This is a genomic window from Stenotrophomonas sp. 63632_Sma, assembly GCF_056482875.1.
The window spans coordinates 4,506,806-4,528,694 of sequence record NZ_CM151220.1; the positions used below are offsets into that span (position 1 = coordinate 4,506,806).

Genomic DNA, 21,889 nt, shown 5'->3' on the forward strand with positions numbered 1-21,889 from the left:
AGGACGTTCCTGGCAACCACGACGGGCTGCCGCGGAAGATGTGACTCAACTTACACGGGCACGGCGTCGTCGGCGATGGGCAGACGCGAAATCTCCGCGGGCGTGGCGCAGGCCAGGCGGTCGCGGCCTGCGGCCTTGGCCCGGTACAGCGCCGCATCCGCCGCTGCCAGCAGCGTGGACAGGTCGCCATGGCCGTCGTCCATGGCCAGGCCGATGCTGGCGGTGACCGTCACCGGCCCGGTGCCCAGCCGCGCCGGCTTCTGCTGCAGAGCGGTACGGATCGCCGCGGCCCACGCCATCGCTTCGCCCTGTGTGCTGCCGGCCAGCACCAGCACGAACTCCTCGCCACCGTAGCGGCCCAGCAGCGTGTCGTGGCCCTGCAAACCATGCTGCAGCAGCGCAGCGAAGTGACGCAGTACCTGGTCACCGGCCAGGTGGCCCCAGCGGTCGTTGATCTGCTTGAAGTGATCGACGTCGACCAGCAGCAGGGCCAGCGGCCGGCCCTGCCGACGCAGCCGCTGCAACTGCGCCTGGCCATCGGCCAGCACCGCGCTGCGGTTGAGCAGCCCGGTCAGGCCATCGGTGCGTGCCGCACGCCGCAGATCGACCAGCATGCGCTCGACCAGCAGCAGTACCATCGCGAAACATCGCGCCAGCTCCAGCATCACCCCGGCAATGTAGGTGACGAACATCGGCGTGCCGGTGCGCATGATGTCCTCACCGGCATCGGGCGCCACCGGCAGGAACAGGCGCACCGCGTACAGTGCCGCCTCGGCCAGGAACACCGCCGCCGCCAGACGGCAGCTGGTGCGCTGCTGTACGGGGGCATGCCACAGCAGCAGCCAGGCGATCCAGCCATCGACCAGCAGCGTGAACACACTGAACACCTGCAGGCGCACGCCCAGGTCCGGCCAGAACACCAGGAAGGCGAAGATGCAGGCCATGAACGCGGCCGCCAACAACAACGGCCGCCACAGCGGCAGCGGCTGTTCCAGATGCAGCGCCACGCCGCGCAGCATCAGCACCGCGCAACCGGCCATCGCCGCATTCCCGGCCAGTATGGCCGGCGCCAACGGCAGGTAGGGGCGCAGCGCCAGCAGGGTCACGCCCAGGGTCAGCAGCCACAGGCTGGCGGTCCACAGGCGCAGCACCGGTTGCCCGCGCAGCACCACCAGCAGCAATGAGAACCCCACCGCAATGCCGATGCAGAGCAGGAAGCCAAGCACGGTGATGGTGGGGAAATCCAGGGACATGCGGCGCTCATCGGCCGGGGCGGCGCGCGCATCTTAGCGCCTTGCGGTGCGATCCCCGTGGCACTGCCTGGCCCGATGGCGATGCCGGGTCTGAAAACGGCGAGCATGACGGCCGGTGCGTGCGCAGAATCCGGGGAAAACCAAGGAGACGCCCATGCATGCGTGGTACCTCGGTGGCCTCGACCACCGCCCCTTCCAGCACCTGTTCGAGAAGAGTGACACCGCGCTGGCTGCGCTGGGCATCCAGCGTCGCTGGGCCGGCGAAACAGGAGGACACCCCTGCCGGATCGGCCTGAGCGATCCGCCCAGCGGCAGCGAGCTGCTGCTGTTGTCCCATGTGCACCTGCCGCTGCACTCGCCCTATCACGCCTCGGGCCCGATCTTCGTGCAGCGTGGCGTAACGCGCTGCGTGCTGCCGCCGGGTGAGGTACCCGCCTATGTACAGCGCCGTACGATCTCGTTGCGCGCCTATGACCACGCTGCATTGATGCTGGCCGCAGAGATCAGCGCGGGCACTGATGTTGCCGCCCGGCTGGACGCGCTGTTTGCCGACCCTGCCGTGGCCTTCGTGCAACTGCACAACGCGGCCCACGGCTGCTTCTCGTGCCAGGCAGATCGGGTGGGTATGCCGGCGACGTAGCAGGATCTCCACGACGTGATCGATGCCACGCCGAAGACGTGATGGCCAACGCATCCGTTCAGTCCCGCGTGAAGCCTGCGGGAAGGGCTTCACACCCCCAGTCACGGATCGGCGCTTCGGTGGTTCCGCACCCTGCATCGCGACTCGATACTCGCTGTGGTGCCGCCGAAAGTCCGCCGTGCAGCGCAGCTCCTGCGGTCACCGTTCTCTTTCGACGACCACAAGGAAGCGCCATGTCATTCCGATCCACACCGCTGTTGCTGGCCACCTCGTTCGCCGCTGCGGGCCTGTGCCTGGCCGGCAACGCATTCGCCCACGGCACCATGACCACGCCGGTCAGCCGCGTCTATGCCTGTTTCCAGGGCAATCCGGAGAACCCGACCAACCCGGCCTGCGCCGCCGCGAAAGCGGTGGGCGGTTCGCAGGCGTTCTACGACTGGAATGGCATCAACCAGGCCAATGCCAACGGCAACCACCAGGCCGTGGTGCCCGACGGCAAGCTGTGCAGCGGCAACAACCCGACCTTCCGCGGGCTGGATGTGAACCGCAGTGACTGGCAGACCACGCCGATCCAGGCTGATGCCAATGGCAAGTTCACCTTCGTGTTCAAGGCGACCGCGCCGCACGCCACGCGTGACTGGCGCTTCTTCGTCACCCGCGACGGCTGGCAACCGGGCAGCCCGCTGCGCTGGGCCGATCTGCAGGAGTTCTGCACGCTGGGCAACACGCCGCTGTCGGCCGATGGCACCTACAAGCTGCAGTGCACGCTGCCGCAGCGCAGCGGCCAGCATGTGATCTACAACACCTGGCAGCGCTCGGATTCAACCGAAGCGTTCTACACCTGCATGGACGTGCGCTTTGAAGGTGGAGGTGGCGGCACCCCGCCGGTACCGCAATGGCAGGATGCCGGCCCGGTCACCGCACGCGGCGAGCTGCCGGTCGGCACCACCCTGGCGTTGCGCGTGTTCAACGCCAACGGCAATGACGTCGAACGCGTGGAAGCGACCCTGGCCAGTGGCCAGACTGCGGCCGCGCAGTGGCCGTTGGCGCTGGCCCGCAAGGTCAATGCCAGTGCCCAGCATGCGCGCGTGGGCGTGCTCAACAACGGTGTGATCACGCCCTCCGCCTCGGCCACCGACAACCGCGTGTACCTGAAGAACGGCAACCGCTTCCAGCTCGATACCCAGGTGCCGGACCCCGGCACGCCATCACCGGGCGGTGATTTCGACCACGTGTATCCCGCCGGTATCGGCAGCTACGTGCCGGGCCAGACCGTGGTGAAGGGCGGCGACGGCAAGCTGTATGCCTGCCGCCCGTTCCCGGAAGGTGCATGGTGCAACGTCAACGCCGAAGCCTACCGGCCGGGCGTGGGTGCAGCATGGCGCGATGCGTGGATCGCGTACTGAGGCAGTGATGCGGGAGGCGGTGCACAGTGCACCGCCTTTCGCCCGGATGGCGGCACAGTGAGCACCGTGTTGCAGATCGAACACAGCCGCCATCGATTTCAAACTTGTCCGATGTTGCCGACGGCCCTGCATGTGAAGACTGCGCGAGGTTTCCCACACTTCGCAAAGGAGTTCCTGCATGCACCTGTCCCACCGGGCAGTCCTCGCTCTGTCCGTCGTTGCCGGCCTGGCCCTGTCCGGCAGCGCCCTCGCCCACGGCACCATGTCCAAGCCGCTCAGCCGCGTGAAGCAGTGCCACGAAGGCAATCCGGAAAACCCGACCAACCCGGCCTGTGCCGCGGCCAAGGCCATCGGCGGCGCGCAGCCGTTCTATGACTGGAGCGCGATCGCCCACGGCAACGCCAATGGCAACCACCGCGACCTGGTGCGCGATGGCGAGCTGTGCAGCGCCAGCATCCCCAAGTACCGCGGCCTCGATCTGAATCGCAGCGACTGGCCGACCACGCCGGTGCGCGCCGATTCGCGTGGCCGCTACACCTTCGAGTTCCTGGCGCCGGCGCCGCACGCCACCCGAGAGTGGAAGTTCTACGTGACCCGTGACGGCTGGCAGCCGGGCAGCCCGCTGCGCTGGGCCGACCTGCAGGAATTCTGCACCCTGGGCAACGTGCCGCTGTCCGAAGGCGGTGTCTACAAGCTGGACTGCCCGCTGCCCAAGCGCAGTGGCCAGCACATCATCTACAACACCTGGCAGCGCTCGGATTCGCAGGAAGCGTTCTACACCTGCATGGACGTGCGCTTCGAAGGTGGCGGTGGCGTGGTTCCGCCGCCGCAGTGGCAGGATGCCGGCGCGGTGACCGCCAATGGCGCACTGGACGTGGACAGCACCGTGACCCTGCGTGTGTTCAATGCCAACGGCAACGACCTGGAGCGCGTGGAAACCAAGCTGGCCGCTGGCCAGACCAGCCCGACGCAGTGGCCGCTGGCCCTGGCCCGCAAGGTCAACGCCAGCGCACAGCACGCGCGCGTGGGTGTGATGAAGAACGGCGTGATCACGCCGGTCGCCTCGGCCACCGACAACCGCGTGTACCTGAAGCCGGGCAACCGCTTCCAGCTGGAAACCCAGGTACCCGGTCCGGGCCCGATCGATCCGGTCGATCCGCCGGGCGGCGACTTCGACTTCGTGTATCCGGCCGGCCTCGGCAGCTACAAGCCGGGCGAGACCGTGGTGAAGGGCACCGACGGCAAGCTGTATGCCTGCCGCCCGTTCCCGGAAGGTGCATGGTGCAACATCAACGCCGATGCCTACCGCCCGGGTACCGGCTTTGCCTGGCGCGACGCCTGGATCGCGTACTGAGGCAGGGCACCGGGGGCGGCGTGATGCCGCCTCCGGTGAGCATTTCAAGGCGCCATGGGGTTGCCGGCCAGCGGCCGGCACTACCCTGGCTTACTTGCTGCTGACGTACTTCTCGCGGCGGATCTGCGGGTTGCCCAGGCCCGCGGCCTTGAGCAGCTCGGCACAGGCATCGACCATGTCCGGGTTGCCGCACAGATAGGCGATGTCAGTGGCCGGGTCCGGGGTGAAGCCGGACAGCGCCTGCTGGACGTAGCCGTGCTGCACGTCCGGGTGCGGATCGGCCGGCAGTTCGCGCGACAGGCACGGCACATAGCGGAAGTTCGGATGCTTTTCGGCGAAGCTGTAGAAGTCTTCGCTGTACAGCAGCTCACCCGGGCTGCGCGCGCCCTGCAGCAGCACGATCTGCACACCGCGCTCGGCCATGGCCTTTTCCAGCAGCGGTAGCATGGAGCGGTACGGGGTGACGCCGGTACCGGTGGCAATCAGCAGGTAACGGGCGTTGTGGTCACCGGGATTCAGGCAGAAGCGGCCGTAGGGGCCGGACGCGCTGATCTGGCCGCCCTGCTGCAGTGCCTCGAACAGGGCCGTGGCGGCGCCGCCGGGTACGAAACTAACCGCGATATCCACCGCCTCGCCCGGGCCCAGCGCGTGGTCGTGGATGGTCGCCAGCGAGTAGCTGCGCTTGGTTTCGGTGCCGTCGGCGTAGCTGAAATGGACCTGGATGAACTGGCCGGGCTGGAAATCCAGCGGCTGCCCATCGTCACGCACGAACTGGTAGTGGCCGACGGTCGGGGCCAGCATGCGGCAGCCGACCAGCTTGAGGGGGAATTGAACAGGCACGACTTTTCGGGACAGTGTGTAGCCGGGGCAAGCCCTCGGGGTCTTCTATAATAGCCCCTCCCCGCCCCTCTCCAGCGCCAGCCCATGGGCGCGAAGGCTTCGAGCTTGGCTTCCCTGAACGATACGGCGCCCGCCCTGCGCGTGCGCGACCTGCGCAAGACCTATGACAACGGCACCCAGGCCCTGAAGGGGGTTTCCCTGGAAGTGGCCCCGGGCGACTTCTTCGCCCTGCTCGGCCCCAACGGTGCCGGCAAGTCCACCCTGATCGGCATCATCAGCTCCCTGGTCAACCTCAGCGAGGGCCAGGTGGAAGTGTTCGGCAGCGACCTGGTGCGCAACCGCAGCGCCACCATGCGCCTGATCGGGCTGGTGCCGCAGGAAATCAACTTCAACCTGTTCGAAAAGCCCTTCGACATCCTGGTGAACTACGCCGGTTTCTATGGCGTGCCGCGCGAGGAAGCCGAGCAGCGTGCCGAAGAGGAACTCAAGCGCGCCCACCTGTGGGAAAAGGCGCAGGTGATGAGCCGCACGCTGTCCGGCGGCATGAAGCGCCGGCTGATGATCGCCCGCGCGATGATGACCCGCCCGCGCCTGCTGATCCTGGACGAGCCGACCGCCGGCGTGGACATCGAGATCCGCCGCGACATGTGGCGCGTGCTGAAGGAGATCAACGCCGCCGGCACCACGATCATCCTCACCACGCACTACCTGGAAGAAGCCGAGTACCTGTGCCGCCACCTGGCGATCATCAATCATGGCCAGATCGTCGAGCAGGGGCCGATGCGCACCCTGCTGGCCAAGCTGGACGTGGAAGGCTTCCTGCTGGACATCGACGGTGACCTGCCTGCGCAGCTGCCGGTGATCGAGGGCGCGACGCTGACCGCACCGGACCCGCACACGCTGGACATCGACATGCCGCGCGCAATGGACCTCAACCGCGTGTTTGCCACGCTCAACGAGTCCGGTATCCGTGTGCGTTCGATGCGTACCAAGAGCAACCGCCTGGAGGAGCTGTTCGTGCGCCTCACCGGCAACCTGGAGAAGCCTGCATGAGCACCACCGAGCTGACCGACGGCCAGCGCAACCGCGTCGCACTGATGACCATCGTGCGCCGCGAAGTCGCCCGCATCATGCGCATCTGGGGCCAGACCCTGGTGCCGCCGGCGATCACCATGACCCTGTACTTCCTGATCTTCGGCAACCTGATCGGGTCGCGCGTGGGGGACATGGGCGGCTACACCTACATGCAGTTCATCGTGCCGGGCCTGGTAATGATGAGCGTGATCCAGAACAGCTACGGCAACATCAGCTCCTCGTTCTTCGGCGCCAAGTTCGGCCGCCACGTGGAAGAGCTGCTGGTCAGCCCGATGCCGAACTGGGTGATCCTGTGGGGCTACGTGGCCGGTGCGGTGCTGCGCGGCCTGATGGTGGGCGTGATCGTGCTGATCATCGCGATGTTCTTCACCCCGGTGCGCATCCCGCACCCGCTGGTGATGCTGACCACGGTGATCCTGGGTGCGACGATCTTCTCGCTGGCCGGTTTCATCAACGCGGTGTATGCGAAGAAGTTCGATGACGTGGCGATCGTGCCGACCTTCATCCTGACCCCGCTGACCTACCTGGGTGGCGTGTTCTATTCGGTGAAGCTGCTGCCGGGCTGGGCCGAGGCCGCCACGCACGCGAATCCGATCTTCTACATGGTCAATGCATTCCGCTATGGCCTGCTGGGCAGCAGCGATGTGCCGCTGCCGGTGGCCTACGGGCTGATGATCGGATTCGTGGTGGTGCTGACGGCGCTGGCGCTGTGGCTGCTGCGCCGTGGCGTGGGCATGCGCAGCTGAGGGTTGCCTGCAGGGCCTGCGGCCCTGCACCCGCCGAATCAACGTCAACGTCAACTTCTACGGCAACGTCAAAAGCTGGCATTCCGTGGGTTGGCGGGGTGGATCCGGTTGCGGGGGACGCTGCAAGTCCCCCTCCGGGGCCCGGCCCAGCCGCTGGCGGCTGTGCGTTCGGGCGCTTGCGAAGCAATGCTTCGCAAGCAAAGCGCCCTCACCCATGTAAGCTCGGTCGCCGCTTGCTCGTGTGCGCTGTCCTGCGCACACGGCAAGACCTGGGTTGGGCGTCCTGCCCAACCCGCCCGAGGCATGCCTCGGGCCCATGCGGCTCACGCCCCCGCAACCGGACCCACCCCGCCTTCGACAGGTTTCTGCGATCTGTCGGGACAGCGTTCTCCGCTGCTGCTGGTAGGTGTCGACCTTGGTCGACACGGTAGATCCACGCCATGCGTGGATGAAGCGTTCCTGTAGAGCCAAGCCGATGCTTGGCTCTTTTCGTTTCGGATTACGGCTAGGCTGTGGCGATGAAGATCACTTCCATTCCGTTGGACAAGGCCGTGTCGGATGGTCCGATCGATGCGTTCAGCCACGTCCTGCTGAGCGATTCGCCTACGCTGGATGAGGTGCTCGGTTGCCTGGCCTCGCTGCAGGCGGCTGATCCCCTTCATCGTTATCTATGCACGCTCGACGATGTCGGCCAGTGCCGCTACACCAGCATGCACGCGTCCGATGACGAACGCATCGCGCTGTACGAGGACGAAGACCCGGCGACGCCGGAAGATGCGTTGGCGGCACGCGGGCGGTTGCTGGCGCACGTCGTCGCGCAGCTTGAGCATTCCACGCATCGGCTGCAGTGGACAGCGCTGGCGGGTACGTTGATGTGCAGCGACGAAGACATCGAGGCGCTGGTCGCCGCCAATGCGAAGCCGGATCTCATCATCGATGACGTGGTCTGCGTGCAGCAGGTACCCGTGGCCCGCGATGACCTGCTGATTGCCGCCCTGCCCAACGGCTACTTCAGCGCGGACTGGGACCTCTTCCAGAACCACGCCCTGATCCGGCACCTTCAGCAGCGATACGGCTACCGCCTGTTCGGACTCGGTGCGTCGTGGCTCGGCTTCCAGCGCGACCGCGCACCGTCGCCTGCAGAGGCGAGCGCGTTGGTCGCGGACCTGCAGCGCGTCTACGCGGCCGGAACGCACGACACGTGGTCACAACTGGCTGCAACGCTGGCCAACCGCACCACACTGCTATTGGGCTACACCGAAGACTTCAGCGAACAACTGCCCTGAGCACCGCTCCACACGAGCGAGCGCAGCGAGCGCAGCGAGCGACCCGCTTTCGCTCCTGATCTGTCTTCCGTGGTGGCCGCACCCGGAAACTGTCAGGGGTCGGGCGGTCCGGGTGCGCGGGGGTGTCCGCCGCATGGATGCGGCGGCCAAGCCTACACGGACGTACTTGCGGCGTCCCCCGCGCACCCGGACCGCCCGACCAGGCACGGCTTGTGCTTCTTCCACCACGAGGGGCTCCGCCGTTGGCCGCAATCTCCGGCACAATCGCACTCCTGATTCCCCAGAAAACGGTGAACGTGCAATGCGCATCCTGATCCTCGGCGCCGGCGGTACCGGCGGTTACTTCGGCGGTCGCCTGGCTCAGGCCGGCGTAGATGTGACCTTCCTCGTGCGCCCCGCACGCGCCGCCCAGCTGGACCGCGACGGCCTGGTCATCCGCAGCCCACTCGGCGATGCCAGCTTCCCGGTGCAGCACGTCACCGCCGATGCGCTACCCGCATTGGCCGCACAGAAGCCGTTCGACCTGGTCATCCTCAGCTGCAAGGCCTACGACCTGGACAGCTCAATCGATGCCATCGCTCCGGCCGTGGGCGCAAACACCACCGTGCTGCCGATCCTCAACGGCCTGCATCACTACAACGCGCTGGACCTGCGCTTCGGCCGCGACGCTGTGCTCGGTGGCCTATGCTTCATCAGCGCCACCAAGGCCCCCGACGGCGCCGTGCTGCACCTGGGCAAGCCGGCCAAGCTCACCTTCGGCGAGCGCGACGGCGGTGCCATCTCAGAACGCATGCGTGCCTTCGCCGCCGCCTGCGCGCAGGCCAACCTCGATCACCTGGCCAGCGAGCACATCGGCCAGGAACAGTGGATCAAGTACACCTTCCTGACCGCGCTGGCCGCCGCGACCTGCCTGCTGCGCGCGGATATCGGCAGCATCGTCGCCACCGATGATGGCGAGGCGATCGTGCGTGGCCTGTACGACGAGTGCCTGGCCGTGGCCGAGGCTGCCGGTGAACCGATTCCTGATGCCGCGCAGGACACCGCACGCGGCACCCTCACCCAGGCGGGCTCTGCGTTGAAGGCATCGATGCTGCGAGACCTGGAAGCCGGCCAGCAGGTGGAAGCCGAGCAGATCGTCGGCGACATGCTGGCGCGCGCGCGCAAGGCCGACCAGGAAGCTTTGCTGCTGCAGGTCGCCTACAGCAGCCTGCAGGCCTACCAGGCGCTGCGCAGCGCGTGAGCGATACGACGCAGGCCAACGCCCTGCCCGCGCGGGTGTTGATCCTCGGCATGGGCTGGAGCGGGTGCGTGCTGGCCACGCATCTGCGGGCGTTGGGCGTACACGTGGTCGGCACGGTGCGCGACCTGGCATCAGCACCGCACGATGGCCTGCTGCGCCATCAGCTACGTGCCGACGACACGCCATCGCCCGCTCTGCTCGGTGAGATCGCGCAGGCCGAGGCCGTGCTGTGCAGCGTGCCGCCCGATGCCGAGGGTGACCCGGCACTGCGTCTGTTGCTGCCGGCACTGCAGGAAAGTCCAGCACTTCACTGGGTGGGCTATCTGTCATCCACGTCGGTCTATGCCGATCGGGCCGGCGGCTGGATCAACGCAACCAGCGTGGCCGATGCCACTGAAACGACCGGCATGCAACGCAGACGCGCCGAGGACCAGTGGCGTGCGCTGGCGGAGCAGCGCGGTATCGCCTCGGCGGTATTCCGCCTGCCCGGCCTGTACGGGCCGGGACGCAATGCGCTGCTGCAGCTGGCACAGGGACGTGCGCGCCACGTAGTGCGTCCAGGGTTGGTGTTCAACCGCCTGCACGTGGATGACCTGGCAACGGTCGTTATCGCATCGATGCAGCGGCCGTGCGTGGATGGGCTGTATCTGCCAGCCGATGACGAGCCGGCACCATCGCAGGAGGTACTGGCCTTCGCCGCGCAGCTGGGCGGCTTTGCGATGCCACCTGCAGTGGCATGGGACGACCCTGCACTCAGCCCGACGCTGCGGCGCTTCTACGAGAGCAACAAGCGCATCGACAGCACCGGTACGCGCGAGGCGCTGGGCTGGGAGCCGCGCTTCCCCAGCTACCGTGAGGGCCTGCGCGACCTGCTCCGGTAGTGCCGGCCGCTGGCCGGCAACCGCGCGATGTTTGCGGCGTTCATGCTGCTGCCGGCCAGCGGCCGGCACTACCTGATCAACCCGCGTCCGGCAGGCGGAAGAACGCACGCGTCGCGGCAGTTGCATTCGCGGCGGTCACCGCCACGTCTTCACCACGGTCACGCGCCAGTTCTTCCACGATGTGCGAGAGGAACATCGGTTCGTTGCGGCGGTCCTTCGGCATCGGCTTCAGCGTGCGCGGCAGCAGGTACGGCGCGTCGGTCTCGATCATCAAGCGGTTGGCCGGGATGTTCTTCACCAGCTCGCGCAGGTGCGCGCCACGGCGTTCGTCGCACAGCCAGCCGGTGATGCCGATGTGCCAGTCCTGGTCCAGGTAGTCGAACAGCTCGTCGCGCTCACCGGTGAAGCAATGCACCACTGCCGGGCCGATGCGGCCCTCGAAGTTCTTCATCTGTGCCATGAAATCGGCATGCGCGTCGCGCTGGTGCAAGAACAGCGGCTTGCCATTGTCTGCGGCCAGCTGCAGCTGGCGCTCGAACGCGCGGTGCTGGGCCGGGCGCGGAGAGAAGTCACGGAAGTAGTCCAGCCCGCACTCGCCCACCGCCACCACTTCCGGGTGCGCATGCAGCGCGCGCATCTCGGCATCGCATTCCTCGGTGTATTCCACAGCGTGGTGCGGGTGCACGCCGGCGGTGGCATACAGGAAACCAGGATGCTGCTGCGCCAGCTGCACGGCCAGCGGCGAGTGCTCGCGGCTGGCGCCGGTAATGACCATCTGCACCACGCCGGCCTGGCGCGCGCGGTCCAGCACGGCATCGCGGTCGCGGTCGAAGGAGTCGTGGGTCAGGTTGGCGCCGATATCGATCAGGTGCATGGTCATCGCGGGGGAAAAGTGCCCGCGCATTGTACCTGCGCCCGCCGTGGCCCCTTATCCTTTACACATGAACGCGCCGCTCTTCCCGATTTCCCCGCTGCTGCCGCAGATCCAGCGGCACCTCGCCGCGCAGCCACGACTGGTGCTGGAGGCACCGCCCGGCGCCGGCAAGACCACCCAGGTGCCGCTGGCGCTGCTCGATGCACCGTGGCTGCAGGGGCGGAAGATCATCCTGCTGGAACCGCGCCGGGTCGCCGCACGCAGCGCCGCGCTGTTCATGGCGCGGCAGCTGGGCGAAGAGGTGGGCGGCACCGTCGGCTACCGCATCCGCTTCGAGAACAAGGTCTCGTCGCGCACCCGCATCGAGGTGGTTACCGAAGGCATCCTGACCCGCATGCTGCAGGACGACCCGATGCTGGAAGAGGTCGGCGCGATCCTGTTCGACGAATTCCACGAACGCCACCTCAGCGGTGATCTCGGCCTGGCACTGGCGCTGGACGTGCAGGCACAGCTGCGCGATGACCTGCGCCTGGTGGTGATGTCGGCAACGCTGGATGGCGAACGGCTGGCACGCTTCCTCGATGCGCCGCGGCTGAGCAGCGAAGGCCGCAGCTACCCGGTGACGGTCAGCCATTTCCCGGCGCGCCGCGATGAGGCGCTGGAACTGCAGGTTCGCCGCGCGGTGCAGCAGGCCTTGGGAGAACATCCCGGTGACCTGCTGGTGTTCCTGCCCGGCCAGCGCGAGATCGCGCGGGTGCAGGCCGGGCTGCAGGAATCGCTGGATGCCGGCGTCGAAGTGCTGGCCCTGCACGGTGAACTGCCGGTGGAGCAGCAGGCGCGGGTCCTGCAGGCGGCCAGTGATGGTCGTCGGCGCGTGGTGCTGGCCACCAACGTGGCCGAGTCCTCGGTGACGCTGCCGGGCGTGCGCGTGGTGATCGACAGCGGCCAGGCGCGCGAGCCGCGCTACGACCCCAACAGCGGCTTCACCCGGCTGGACGTGGTGGCCATCGCGCAGGCATCGGCCGACCAGCGCGCGGGCCGCGCCGGCCGTGTCGCCGAGGGCGTGGCGTGGCGGCTGTGGCCGCAGTCGCAGCGGCTGGAGCCGCAGCGCCGCGCCGAAATCGATCAGGTCGAGCTGGCCGGACTGGCGCTGGAACTGGCCGCCTGGGGCAGCAGCGACCTGCGCTTCCTCGATCCGCCACCGGCCGGCCCGATGGGTGCCGCCCGCGAACTGCTGCAGCGGCTCGGCGCGCTGTCCAGCAGCGGTGCGATCACCGCACTTGGCCGCCGTGTGCTGGCGCTGGGCACGCATCCGCGGATGGCGGCGATGCTGCTGGCCGCGTCCGATGCCCGCGCACAGGCGCTGGCCGCCGATCTGGCCGCCCTGCTGGAGGCGCGCGATCCGTTGCGCCAGGGCGGTGATGCGCTGGCCGCGCGTTGGCGTGCGCTGGCGGCATTCCGCAATGGCCGCGCACCGGGCGACGCCAACCGCAGCGGCCTGACCGCGATCGATGCCGCCGCCAAACAATGGCGTCGCCGCCTGCGCTGCGATGCCGCACCGCCGGCCAGCATCGAAGCCCATGAACTCGGTGACCTGCTCGCGCACGCCTTCCCCGACCGCATCGGTGTCCAGCACCCCAGCGACCCACTGCGCTACCTGCTGGCCAACGGTCGCAGCGCACGCCTGCACGAGCTGAGCGACCTGCGTGGCGAGCCGTGGCTGGTAGCCAGTGAACTGCGCTTCGAGGCACGCGACGCGCTGCTGCTGCGTGCCGCACCGGTGGACGAGGGCCAGCTGCGCAAGGCGTGGCCGGAGCGCTTCGTGACCGAGGATGTGGTGCGCTGGGACAGCGAGCGTCGCGCCCTGGTGGCACTGCGCGAGACCCGTTTCGACCGCATCGTGCTGGACAGCCGCTCGGCCGGGCGGGTTGATCCGCAGCACGCCGCACAGGCGCTGACCGACGCGGTGGCCGAACTCGGCCTGCAGGCGCTGCCGTGGACCGAAGGCCTGCGCCAATGGCAGGCACGCGTGGAGTCGCTGCGGCGCTGGATGCCCGAACTCGGCCTGCCCGACTGCAGCGACGACGCCCTGCTGGCCACGCGTGCGCAATGGCTGCAGCCTGCGTTCGCCGGCAAGACGCGCCTGGATGCGCTGGACGAGTCCAGCTTCGGCGAAGCGCTGAAGTCGCCCCTGGAGTGGTCACAGCGTCAGCTGGTCGAGCGTCATGCACCGACCCGCATCACCGTGCCCTCCGGGCTGGAGCGGCCGATCACCTACGCGCTGGACAGCGAGAGCGGCGAACCGCTGCCGCCGGTGCTGGCGGTGAAGCTGCAGGAACTGTTCGGCCTGGCTGACACCCCGCGCATCGCCGACGGCCGCGTGCCGCTTACCCTGCACCTGCTCTCGCCCGGTGGCCGCCCACTGCAGGTCACCCAGGACCTGCGCAATTTCTGGGAAAACACCTACGCGGAAGTGAAAAAGGAAATGAAGGGCCGCTACCCGCGCCATCCGTGGCCGGATGACCCGTGGACGGCGACGGCCACCCATCGGGCCAAGCCGCGCGGGACCTGACCGGTGGGGCCGGCTGCGGACCCTGCCTGATCCTGAATGGCTGCGGTAAAGTCACGCCACGTGTGACCTCGACTGACATACCGTTTACGGGCAACACGCGACACTGGACTTCGACCCGAGGCAAAGGACCCCCGCATGAGCAAGCTGACCGTAATCACCGACCGCGCTCTGGAGCGCGCCCTGGAGCTGGCCCACACCGCCGGCGATGGCCTGAAGAGCGCCGGTGGCAGCCTGCGCAATGCGGACTGGATCAAGACCGGCGCCGCCATCGGCGCAGTGAAGACCGGCGGCAAGGCCGCAACCAAGTTCGTGCGCCGCAATCCGGCAGTGGCCGTGGCCGCCGCTGCGGTCGGTGTAGGCCTGCTCGGCTACGCGCTGTACCGCAAGCAGCAGAAGAAGAAGGCCGCCAATGGCCACGTGGTGAATGGGCAGGCGCAGCGGATCAACGCACGTGACCGCCGCAACGACACCGTGGTGGACGAGCACAGCGATATCGGCAGCGACGCCTGAGCCTGCCGGGGTCGGATCCTTTCCACAGGAAGGACTCTGACCCCAAGGCACTACATGAGGGCCGGACACCGGAAGGTATCCGGCCCTTTCTGCATCAACCGATCTGCCGCCACTGCCCCGGCTGCAGGTCGTCCAGCCGGTAAGGCCCCATCGACACGCGGACCAGCCGCAGCGTCGGCAGGCTCACCGCCGCGGTCATCCGCCGCACCTGCCGGTTGCGGCCTTCCCGGATCGTGATCGCCAACCAGCTGTCAGGCACGGTCTTGCGGAAGCGCACCGGCGGATCGCGTGTCCACAGCGACGGCGCCGGATCGAGGCGCTCGATCTTCGCCGGCAGGGTCGGCCCGTCATTGAGCACCACGCCGTCGCGCAGCTGTTGCAGCTGTTCGTCGCTGGGCATGCCTTCCACCTGCACCCAGTAGGTCTTGTCAGCCTTGTGCTTCGGGTCGGTCAGCTTGTGCGCCAGCGTACCGTTGTCGGTCAGCAGCAGCAGGCCTTCGCTGTCATGGTCCAGGCGACCGGCGGCATACACGCGCGGCGGCAGGCCGAACCCGGCCAGGGTCGGCCGCGGCGGCACGCTGCGGTCGGTGAACTGGCAGAGCACGTTGAAGGGCTTGTTGAAGGCGATCAGCATTGCGGGCACGGCAGGCGGCGGGTGGGGCATTGTCCCATGCCGCTTGCGGCGGCTCGAAAGGTGCCGGTCAAGTCGGCCGGCATAGCCCATGCCCGGCTGCGCTTTCCTGCGACCACGAACACGAAGGGCTCAGCCGAATACCTTCCACTGCAGCAGGAACGACCCCAGCACCAACACGAAACCGCATGCCGTGACGACATTGGCCCGGCGACGCAGGGCCGCGGGTGGCGGACAGGTCATGCGGGCGCGTTCGTCCAGCACCCCGCCAAAGAACAGCACCGCAAAACCCGTCGCTCCCAGCAGGTCGTAAGCATGCCCACCGTGGTACACAAAGTCATACAGCCTCGGCAGCACCAGCACCGCGATGACGATATACAGCACCTTCTTCAACGGTCCATGTCCTTGAATTCGATTGGACTCCGGCGCATGGCCGGACCTGGGGCCAGCCATACGTTGCGCTGCGCGCGGTGAGCGTGGTTGCGGCTGCGCTTTCCTGCCGCCCCAATCTCGGCCGGCTCAGCCGAAAACCTTCCATTCCAGCAGGAACGAGCCCAGCACCAGTGCGATGCCGCACGCGGCGATGACATTGGCCCGGCGCCGCAGGCCTGCGGCCGGCGGGTCGGCCTTGCGCGAACGTTCCTCCAGAATGGCACCCGCGAACAGCACGGCAAACCCTACCGTCGCCATCAGATCGTGGGCATGACCACCGTAGAACACAAAATCGATCAACCGCCCCAGCACCAGCACCGCGACAGCGATGTAAAAGACCTTCTTTAACAATTCATGTCCTTGCATACGATCGAATTCCGGCGCATGGCCGGTCTTGGGACCAGCCATGCGCCGCGCTACGCGCGATGAGCCGAGCAGGGACGATGCCGGCCGTCCTGACCGGCACCCTTCGGGCCGTCGCCCGCGACGTTGGCAGCGGCTCCTGCCGCTGCCTTCGGCTCTACAGAGTCAACATGCGCCAGCCCGGCACCCCTCTTACGGCTTGATGAAGCGCAGGGTCATGCGGTCGCTTTCGCCAATGGCCTGGTACTTCGCATCATCTGCCTTGTCGTGCTGGTTGGTCGGCGGCAGCGTCCACACGCCGTTCGGGTGGTCCTTGGTGTCCCGCGGGTTGGCATTGACCTCGCTGCGCGCGTCCAGCTTGAAGCCGGCGGCCTCGGCCATCGCGATCACCTGCTGCTGGCCGACATAGCCGGTGTCATCGTCGTCGACCACATCGGCCTTGGCGCGATGCTCGACCACGCCGAGCACGCCGCCCGGCTTGAGCACGTTGAAGAAGCCCTGGAACATGCCCTGCGCCTGGCCGGCCTTGCGCCAGTTGTGCACGTTGCGGAAGGTCAGCACCACGTCGGCTGAACTGGCCGGGCCGAACACCGGCTTGGCCGGATCGTAGGCGACCACGGCGGTCTTGCCGAACTGTGCCGGCGCACCGGCGTACTTCTTTTCCAGGCTGTCGCGGCTGCGCTGCTGGTAGTCACGGCCGCGGCCCTCGGGCACCGCCATCGGGTCGACCACGGCGGCAACATAGTGGCCCTTGTCCTGCAGCAGCGGCGCCAGGATTTCCGAGTACCAGCCGTTGCCGGGGGTGATCTCGATGACGGTCTTTTCCGGCGTCACCTTGAAGAACGACAGCGTCTGCGCCGGATGACGGAAGCCATCGCGCTTGACGTTGTTGGCATCACGGGTCGACGCCTTCACCGCCGCATCGATGGCCGGTGACACCTGGATCTTCGCCGGTGCCACCGTGGCCGGTGCGGCGAACGCGGGAACAGCGGCAAGCAGGGCCGAAGCAAGCAGCAGGCGGCAACCACGCAGGGACGAAGCAGGCATCATCGGAGCGACTCCAGCGGAAGATGCGGCGAGACTAGCAGCCGCGGCGTCCCAGGTGTTCACAAAACGTTAGCTGCGTGCGTATCGCGGAACACTGTTTTGTGGTCACCGCCGCAGCACGGTCACACAACGCGTTCTATTCTGGAACACTTCCCCCAAGGAGTCCGTGCCCATGACGGCAACCCGCGAACTGGGCCGTTCCGGCCTGCATGTACGTCCGCTCGCCTTCGGTGGCAACGTGTTCGGCTGGAGCGCCGATGAGAAGGCCAGCTTCGCCCTGCTCGATGCCTTCGTCGATGCCGGCTTCAACCTGGTCGACACCGCCGATGTGTATTCGGCCTGGGTGCCGGGCAATGCCGGCGGCGAATCGGAAACGCTGATCGGCAAGTGGTTTGCCCGCAGCGGCAAGCGCGACAAGGTGGTGCTGGCGACCAAGGTGGCCAAGTGGGCCGAGCGCCCCGGCCTGACCCCGGACAACATCAACGCCGCGGTGGAAGATTCGCTGCGCCGCCTGCAGACCGACGTGATCGATCTGTACCAGGCCCACGAGGATGACGAGTCAACGCCGCTGGAAGCGACCCTGGCCGCATTCGGCCGGCTGATCGAAGCCGGCAAGGTGCGTGCGATCGGTGCCTCCAACTACAGCGCCACGCGCCTGGCCGATGCGCTGAAGGTATCCACCGACTACAAACTGCCACGCTACGAAACCCTGCAGCCGGAGTACAACTTGTATGACCGCGCCGGCTACGAAAAGGAACTGGAACCGCTGGTGCAGCGCGAACAGATCGGGGTGATCGGCTACTACGCGCTGGCCAGTGGCTTCCTCAGCGGCAAATACCGCACGCCGGCCGATGCGGCCAAGAGCCCGGCGCGTGGCGAGAACGTGGTGAAGCGCTATCTGAATCCGCGTGGCCTGCGCATCCTGCAGGCACTGGATGACGTGGCCAGCAAGCACAACGCCAGTGCCGCGCAGATCGCACTGGCATGGCAGATCGCACGGCCGTCAATCACCGCGCCGATCGTCAGCGCCACCAGCGTCGAGCAGCTGCACGATCTGCTGGCCGCAGCCAACGTGTCGCTGAGCGTGCAGGATGTCGCGCAGCTGGATGCCGCCAGCACGGAAGCTTGAGACCCGGTAGTGCCGGCCGCTGGCCGGCATTGCGCGGTAAAGAAGAAAATAATTGAACAAAATGGTTGCGCGCGAGTAAATCGTGGTTTATCGTGCGCACCTCGTTTCAACAACCACTGGAAACTTCCCTTGAACGCGCATTCCGTCGCCATCGCCAAACTGCTGCCATGCCTGCGCATGGACGTGCTGGCGCGCGCGTTCGGCAAGGAAGACCAGCTGACAACGGCCTGATACCCGCCCTGCGGAGATCGGCCACCCCGATCTCCGAGGCCTGACGACGCCCTCGGAACGCAAGTCCCGGGGGCGTTTTCGTTTGCGTCGGCACAAGGACCCGCGATGCCAGAACTGCACCCCGCGCGGCAACCCGCCGCTCACTGACACAGGTTTTTTCCGCTCCGCCGAAGGATTTACTTCGCGCGAGTGGCGACGCCTGGACATTATCTGCATCGCATCAAAACATTATCGCTCGCGATAATGTCGATGGCCTGCACCCTCGATTCTCAAAGGGCCCGTTTCCACCACGGGCTGGTGCGCGCGGCGTTGCCGTGGCGTATGCCGGAGGTCGCGGACATGCCATCGCCTGGATCGCCTGCTGGAAGCAGGCATCGGTTCGCCGGTACGCGGTTCGATTCCGCGCGGTCCCCAACTGGATAGCTCAGCTTGGTCAGAGCAACGGATCCGTAATCCGTCTGTCGTGGGTTCGATTCCCACTCCAAACCACATGACCTGTCACGTCATGACTTGAAGCAACACCCGGGGCGCAAGCCCCAGCGGCCATCGTCGCCGTCCACGGACAACGCCTTCGGGCAGGAACGTGGAAGGCAACGGACCGCACGCCGGGCCCCGGCCCGCCGCCACTGCCAGCCACGTTCCGCACCGGTGCTGCCTGCCGGGAACGACGATGGCAGCCGTGCCGGTGCACCGAAGGCTCCGCGCGCGGACCGTCCGCCGATGGCCGCCCTCTTCCGCTGCCTGCACGTGGTGTGCAGGCGGACTCGCCACGACCTGATCGACCCGGGTCATGGCGATTCATTCCCATCGGGTCGAACCACCAGAGCCATACAAGGAGAGACTCCCATGTTCTGGACCATCAAGGTCGTGATCGGCGACGGCGAGCGCGGCCTGGTGTATCGCAACCGTCGTTTCCAGCAGATCCTGCTGCCGGGCGTGCACCGCCTGTCGCCGTTCGGCGGCCGCCCGCACGTGGACATCCACACCGCATCGAAGGGCGCGGCCTATACCGGCAGCGACCAGGACAGCCTGATCGAAGCGCTGGGCACCGAGCTGGACACGCACTTCGTGCTGGCCAACGTCGGCGCCAGCGAGGTCGGCCTGTTGCTGCGCAACGGCCGCATCGATGAAGTGCTGCCGCCGGGCAGCCGCCGTCTGTACTGGCGGGGTTCGGTCGACACCCAGGTGCGCGTGATGGCGCTGGGTGACGAGCCGCGCATTCCGGCGGACGTGCAGCAGCGCCTGGGCCAGTTGGGCGTGCTGCCGCGTGTGGCAGTGATCAGCACCGTGCCGAGCGAGTCGGTCGGCCTGCTGTTCATCGATGGCACGCTGCGACAGACGCTGGACGCCGGCCTGCACGCGTTCTGGAACTTCAACGGCAACGTGTCGGTGGAGCGTGTGGAGCTGCGTGCGCGTTCGCTGGACGTGTCCGGCCAGGAACTGCTCAGCCGCGACAAGGTGACCCTGCGGGTGAACCTGGCCGCGACCGTGCAGGTGGTCGACCCGGTGCGTGCACACCGCACGCTCAGCAATGCCGATGAGTTCGTCTACCGGCAGCTGCAGTTCGGCCTGCGCCAGGCGATTGCCGCGCGCAGCCTGGACGAGCTGCTGGGTGACAAGGCGGCACTGGACGGCGAGATCGCCGCCCATGTGCAGGCAGCGATCGAGGGCCACGGCGTGCGGCTGCTCGGCGTGGGCATCAAGGACGTGATCCTGCCGGGTGAGATGAAGGAGATCCTCAACGGTGTGGTGCTGGCCGAGAAGCAGGCCCAGGCCAGCGTGATCCGCCGTCGCGAAGAGGCCAACGCCACGCGTTCGCAGCTCAACACCGCAAAGCTGATCGAGGACAACCCGGTGCTGATGCGCTTGAAGGAGCTGGAGGCACTGGAGAAGGTCACCGAGAAGATCGACAAGCTCACCGTGTTCGGCGGCCTGGATGGCGTGCTGAAGCAGCTGGTGACGATCAGGTAGGGGGTCGCGGCGGCGCAGGGACGCGCCGCCGGCCCATCAAGGACATACACGAAGACATGGACACTCAACACAACTATCAATGGCTGCACGCCGAGGGCACCACGCCGATCAAGGGCTGGGTCAACGGTGTGCCGCTGGAAGCGCAGGCGCATGAGCAGCTGCGCAACATCGCCGCGATCCCATTCGTTGGGCCGTGGGTGGCCGTGATGCCGGACGTGCACCTGGGCAAGGGCGCGACCGTGGGCTCGGTGATCCCGACCCGCGGTGCGATCATCCCGGCCGCGGTCGGCGTCGACATCGGCTGCGGCATGGCGGCGGTGCGTACCACGCTGCGTGCCAACGACCTGCCCGATGACCTGCGGCAGCTGCGCAACAGCATCGAGCGCAGCATCCCGGTCGGCAACGGACGCGGCGGCGAGCATCACCGCATGCCCGACAGCATCCACACCCGGCTGGTGCAATCCGGGCTGGCCGCCGGCCTGGAGAACATCAAGGACAAGCACCGCAGGATCCGCACCGACAAGCTGGATCGCCAGCTGGGTACGCTGGGCGGCGGCAACCACTTCATCGAACTGTGCCTGGACGAGACGGACACGGTGTGGGTGATGCTGCACAGCGGTTCTCGCGGCACCGGCAACCTGATCGGCACCTACTTCATCGAGAAGGCGCGCGAAGAGCTTGCGCGCCGTGTGCTCGGCTTCCACCTGCCGGACAAGGACCTGGCGTTCTTCATGGAAGGCGAGCCGCTGTTCGATGACTACGTCGAAGCAGTGTCGTGGGCGCAGGACTACGCCCGGCACAACCGCGAGGCAATGATGTCGCGGGTGCTGGCCGAGATGCGCCACCGGCTGCCGAAGTTCCAGCTGGCGGCGATGGCGGTGAACTGCCACCACAACTACGTGCAGAAGGAGACGCACCACGGCCAGGAGCTGCTCGTTACGCGCAAGGGTGCAGTGAGTGCCCGCGAGGGCGAGCTGGGCATCATTCCCGGCAGCATGGGCACGCGCAGCTACATCGTGCGTGGCAAGGGCAACGCGGACAGCTTCCACAGCTGCAGCCATGGTGCCGGCCGGGTGATGAGCCGTGGCGCTGCGCGCCAGCAGATCACGCTGGCCCAGCACCGCGAGGCCACCGCGCATGTGGAATGCCGCAAGGACAGCGGCGTGCTGGATGAGTCGCCGGCCGCGTACAAGTCGATCGACGATGTAATGGCCGCACAGCTGGACCTGGTCGACGTGGTGCACACGCTGCGCCAGGTGCTGTGCGTGAAGGGATGATGGAACGGTGCCGGCCTCGGCCGGCACCCACCGTGCCTCAATGGTGCCCGACCACCCTGCAGTAGATCCACGCCATGCGTGGATGAAACGGCGCCGACCAAGGTCGGCATC

The 21,889-nt window shown here is 67.3% G+C and carries 20 protein-coding genes and 1 tRNA gene; 14 read left to right on the forward strand and 7 right to left on the reverse strand.

The annotated features are described in order from the left end of the window. Nucleotides 1-50: 50 nt before the first annotated feature. Entirely contained in the window at nt 51-1,253 is a 1,203-nt protein-coding gene (locus ACZK45_RS20910) for a GGDEF domain-containing protein (RefSeq protein WP_478445208.1), read from the reverse strand. A 154-nt stretch (nt 1,254-1,407) separates the two neighbouring features. Between ACZK45_RS20910 and ACZK45_RS20915 the strand changes: the two genes are divergently transcribed. The 3 genes from ACZK45_RS20915 (at nt 1,408) to ACZK45_RS20925 (ending at nt 4,653) form a co-directional block, all read left to right on the forward strand. Beyond that, on the forward strand, nt 1,408-1,893 hold the full coding sequence (locus tag ACZK45_RS20915) for a DUF1203 domain-containing protein (RefSeq protein WP_180838689.1): 486 nt from the start codon (nt 1,408-1,410) through the stop codon (nt 1,891-1,893). A 233-nt stretch (nt 1,894-2,126) separates the two neighbouring features. Continuing rightward, entirely contained in the window at nt 2,127-3,299 is a 1,173-nt protein-coding gene (locus tag ACZK45_RS20920; RefSeq protein WP_478445209.1) for a lytic polysaccharide monooxygenase, read from the forward strand. 178 nt (nt 3,300-3,477) lie between these two features. Further along, nucleotides 3,478-4,653 (forward strand): lytic polysaccharide monooxygenase, encoded by a 1,176-nt coding sequence (locus tag ACZK45_RS20925; protein ID WP_006401059.1) that lies wholly within the window; start codon nt 3,478-3,480, stop codon nt 4,651-4,653. A gap of 90 nt (nt 4,654-4,743) precedes the next feature. On the opposite strand, the gene ACZK45_RS20930 is transcribed toward ACZK45_RS20925, so the two are convergent. Beyond that, on the reverse strand, nt 4,744-5,493 hold the full coding sequence (locus ACZK45_RS20930; RefSeq protein WP_006401061.1) for a ferredoxin--NADP reductase: 750 nt from the start codon (nt 5,491-5,493) through the stop codon (nt 4,744-4,746). A gap of 84 nt (nt 5,494-5,577) precedes the next feature. Here ACZK45_RS20930 and ACZK45_RS20935 point away from each other — a divergent pair, with 84 nt between their 5' ends. From ACZK45_RS20935 to ACZK45_RS20955, 5 genes are all read left to right on the forward strand, one after another. Beyond that, nucleotides 5,578-6,546 (forward strand): ABC transporter ATP-binding protein, encoded by a 969-nt coding sequence (locus tag ACZK45_RS20935; protein ID WP_478445210.1) that lies wholly within the window; start codon nt 5,578-5,580, stop codon nt 6,544-6,546. Then, a complete protein-coding gene (locus ACZK45_RS20940) occupies nt 6,543-7,334 on the forward strand; it encodes an ABC transporter permease (protein ID WP_010482250.1) in 792 nt (263 codons plus the stop codon). Before ACZK45_RS20935 ends, ACZK45_RS20940 begins: the two co-directional genes overlap by 4 nt. 518 nt (nt 7,335-7,852) lie before the next feature. Beyond that, entirely contained in the window at nt 7,853-8,620 is a 768-nt protein-coding gene (locus tag ACZK45_RS20945; protein ID WP_154354870.1) for a hypothetical protein, read from the forward strand. Nucleotides 8,621-8,921: 301 nt separating this feature from the next. After that, on the forward strand, nt 8,922-9,860 hold the full coding sequence (gene panE, locus ACZK45_RS20950) for a 2-dehydropantoate 2-reductase (protein ID WP_125895743.1): 939 nt from the start codon (nt 8,922-8,924) through the stop codon (nt 9,858-9,860). Nucleotides 9,861-9,910: 50 nt separating this feature from the next. After that, nucleotides 9,911-10,741: a Rossmann-fold NAD(P)-binding domain-containing protein gene (locus ACZK45_RS20955; RefSeq protein ID WP_263010078.1), complete on the forward strand. Its 831-nt coding sequence runs from the start codon at nt 9,911-9,913 to the stop codon at nt 10,739-10,741. A 76-nt stretch (nt 10,742-10,817) separates the two neighbouring features. Here ACZK45_RS20955 and ACZK45_RS20960 read toward each other — a convergent pair whose 3' ends face one another. Beyond that, the gene (locus ACZK45_RS20960) at nt 10,818-11,615 is read right to left on the reverse strand and encodes a TatD family hydrolase (protein ID WP_346486290.1); all 798 of its coding nucleotides are present in this window, start codon (nt 11,613-11,615) and stop codon (nt 10,818-10,820) included. 67 nt (nt 11,616-11,682) lie between these two features. Here ACZK45_RS20960 and hrpB point away from each other — a divergent pair, with 67 nt between their 5' ends. Together hrpB and ACZK45_RS20970 are read left to right on the forward strand one after the other, a co-directional pair. Next, on the forward strand, nt 11,683-14,187 hold the full coding sequence (hrpB, locus tag ACZK45_RS20965; protein WP_478445211.1) for an ATP-dependent helicase HrpB: 2,505 nt from the start codon (nt 11,683-11,685) through the stop codon (nt 14,185-14,187). 135 nt (nt 14,188-14,322) lie between these two features. Beyond that, nucleotides 14,323-14,697, forward strand: coding sequence for a hypothetical protein (locus ACZK45_RS20970; RefSeq protein WP_019336760.1), 375 nt, complete (start codon nt 14,323-14,325; stop codon nt 14,695-14,697). Between the two features lie 94 nt (nt 14,698-14,791). Here the strand turns inward: ACZK45_RS20970 and ACZK45_RS20975 are convergent, their stop codons facing one another. From ACZK45_RS20975 to ACZK45_RS20990, 4 genes are all read right to left on the reverse strand, one after another. After that, nucleotides 14,792-15,331, reverse strand: coding sequence for a pseudouridine synthase (locus ACZK45_RS20975; protein ID WP_125895755.1), 540 nt, complete (start codon nt 15,329-15,331; stop codon nt 14,792-14,794). A 129-nt stretch (nt 15,332-15,460) separates the two neighbouring features. Further along, nucleotides 15,461-15,712: a hypothetical protein gene (locus tag ACZK45_RS20980; RefSeq protein ID WP_223224685.1), complete on the reverse strand. Its 252-nt coding sequence runs from the start codon at nt 15,710-15,712 to the stop codon at nt 15,461-15,463. 135 nt (nt 15,713-15,847) lie between these two features. Next, the gene (locus ACZK45_RS20985) at nt 15,848-16,168 is read right to left on the reverse strand and encodes a hypothetical protein (protein WP_258015832.1); all 321 of its coding nucleotides are present in this window, start codon (nt 16,166-16,168) and stop codon (nt 15,848-15,850) included. A 147-nt stretch (nt 16,169-16,315) separates the two neighbouring features. After that, nucleotides 16,316-17,173, reverse strand: a complete 858-nt coding sequence (locus ACZK45_RS20990; protein WP_423174963.1) for a class I SAM-dependent methyltransferase — start codon at nt 17,171-17,173, stop codon at nt 16,316-16,318. A 169-nt stretch (nt 17,174-17,342) separates the two neighbouring features. Between ACZK45_RS20990 and ACZK45_RS20995 the strand changes: the two genes are divergently transcribed. The 4 genes from ACZK45_RS20995 (at nt 17,343) to ACZK45_RS21010 (ending at nt 21,778) form a co-directional block, all read left to right on the forward strand. Then, a complete protein-coding gene (locus tag ACZK45_RS20995) occupies nt 17,343-18,299 on the forward strand; it encodes an aldo/keto reductase (protein WP_049424161.1) in 957 nt (318 codons plus the stop codon). 646 nt (nt 18,300-18,945) lie between these two features. Continuing rightward, nucleotides 18,946-19,019: transfer RNA gene (locus ACZK45_RS21000), tRNA-Thr, on the forward strand. A gap of 357 nt (nt 19,020-19,376) precedes the next feature. Then, nucleotides 19,377-20,501 (forward strand): slipin family protein, encoded by a 1,125-nt coding sequence (locus tag ACZK45_RS21005; RefSeq protein ID WP_049398660.1) that lies wholly within the window; start codon nt 19,377-19,379, stop codon nt 20,499-20,501. Between the two features lie 56 nt (nt 20,502-20,557). Continuing rightward, nucleotides 20,558-21,778: an RtcB family protein gene (locus tag ACZK45_RS21010; protein WP_182266905.1), complete on the forward strand. Its 1,221-nt coding sequence runs from the start codon at nt 20,558-20,560 to the stop codon at nt 21,776-21,778. Nucleotides 21,779-21,889: the final 111 nt, after the last annotated feature.

Coding starts and splice junctions, on each gene's coding strand:
- ACZK45_RS20915 (WP_180838689.1), top strand. CDS start 1,408: ATGCATGCGTGGTACCTCGGTGGCCTCGACCACCGCCCCTTCCAGCAC.
- ACZK45_RS20975 (WP_125895755.1), bottom strand. CDS start 15,331: ATGCTGATCGCCTTCAACAAGCCCTTCAACGTGCTCTGCCAGTTCACC.
- ACZK45_RS20935 (WP_478445210.1), top strand. CDS start 5,578: ATGGGCGCGAAGGCTTCGAGCTTGGCTTCCCTGAACGATACGGCGCCC.
- ACZK45_RS20955 (WP_263010078.1), top strand. CDS start 9,911: ATGGGCTGGAGCGGGTGCGTGCTGGCCACGCATCTGCGGGCGTTGGGC.
- ACZK45_RS20910 (WP_478445208.1), bottom strand. CDS start 1,253: ATGTCCCTGGATTTCCCCACCATCACCGTGCTTGGCTTCCTGCTCTGC.
- ACZK45_RS20960 (WP_346486290.1), bottom strand. CDS start 11,615: ATGCACCTGATCGATATCGGCGCCAACCTGACCCACGACTCCTTCGAC.
- ACZK45_RS20940 (WP_010482250.1), top strand. CDS start 6,543: ATGAGCACCACCGAGCTGACCGACGGCCAGCGCAACCGCGTCGCACTG.
- ACZK45_RS20925 (WP_006401059.1), top strand. CDS start 3,478: ATGCACCTGTCCCACCGGGCAGTCCTCGCTCTGTCCGTCGTTGCCGGC.
- ACZK45_RS20970 (WP_019336760.1), top strand. CDS start 14,323: ATGAGCAAGCTGACCGTAATCACCGACCGCGCTCTGGAGCGCGCCCTG.
- hrpB (WP_478445211.1), top strand. CDS start 11,683: ATGAACGCGCCGCTCTTCCCGATTTCCCCGCTGCTGCCGCAGATCCAG.
- panE (WP_125895743.1), top strand. CDS start 8,922: ATGCGCATCCTGATCCTCGGCGCCGGCGGTACCGGCGGTTACTTCGGC.
- ACZK45_RS21005 (WP_049398660.1), top strand. CDS start 19,377: ATGTTCTGGACCATCAAGGTCGTGATCGGCGACGGCGAGCGCGGCCTG.
- ACZK45_RS20945 (WP_154354870.1), top strand. CDS start 7,853: ATGAAGATCACTTCCATTCCGTTGGACAAGGCCGTGTCGGATGGTCCG.
- ACZK45_RS20985 (WP_258015832.1), bottom strand. CDS start 16,168: ATGGCTGGTCCCAAGACCGGCCATGCGCCGGAATTCGATCGTATGCAA.
- ACZK45_RS20990 (WP_423174963.1), bottom strand. CDS start 17,173: ATGATGCCTGCTTCGTCCCTGCGTGGTTGCCGCCTGCTGCTTGCTTCG.
- ACZK45_RS20920 (WP_478445209.1), top strand. CDS start 2,127: ATGTCATTCCGATCCACACCGCTGTTGCTGGCCACCTCGTTCGCCGCT.
- ACZK45_RS20995 (WP_049424161.1), top strand. CDS start 17,343: ATGACGGCAACCCGCGAACTGGGCCGTTCCGGCCTGCATGTACGTCCG.
- ACZK45_RS21010 (WP_182266905.1), top strand. CDS start 20,558: ATGGACACTCAACACAACTATCAATGGCTGCACGCCGAGGGCACCACG.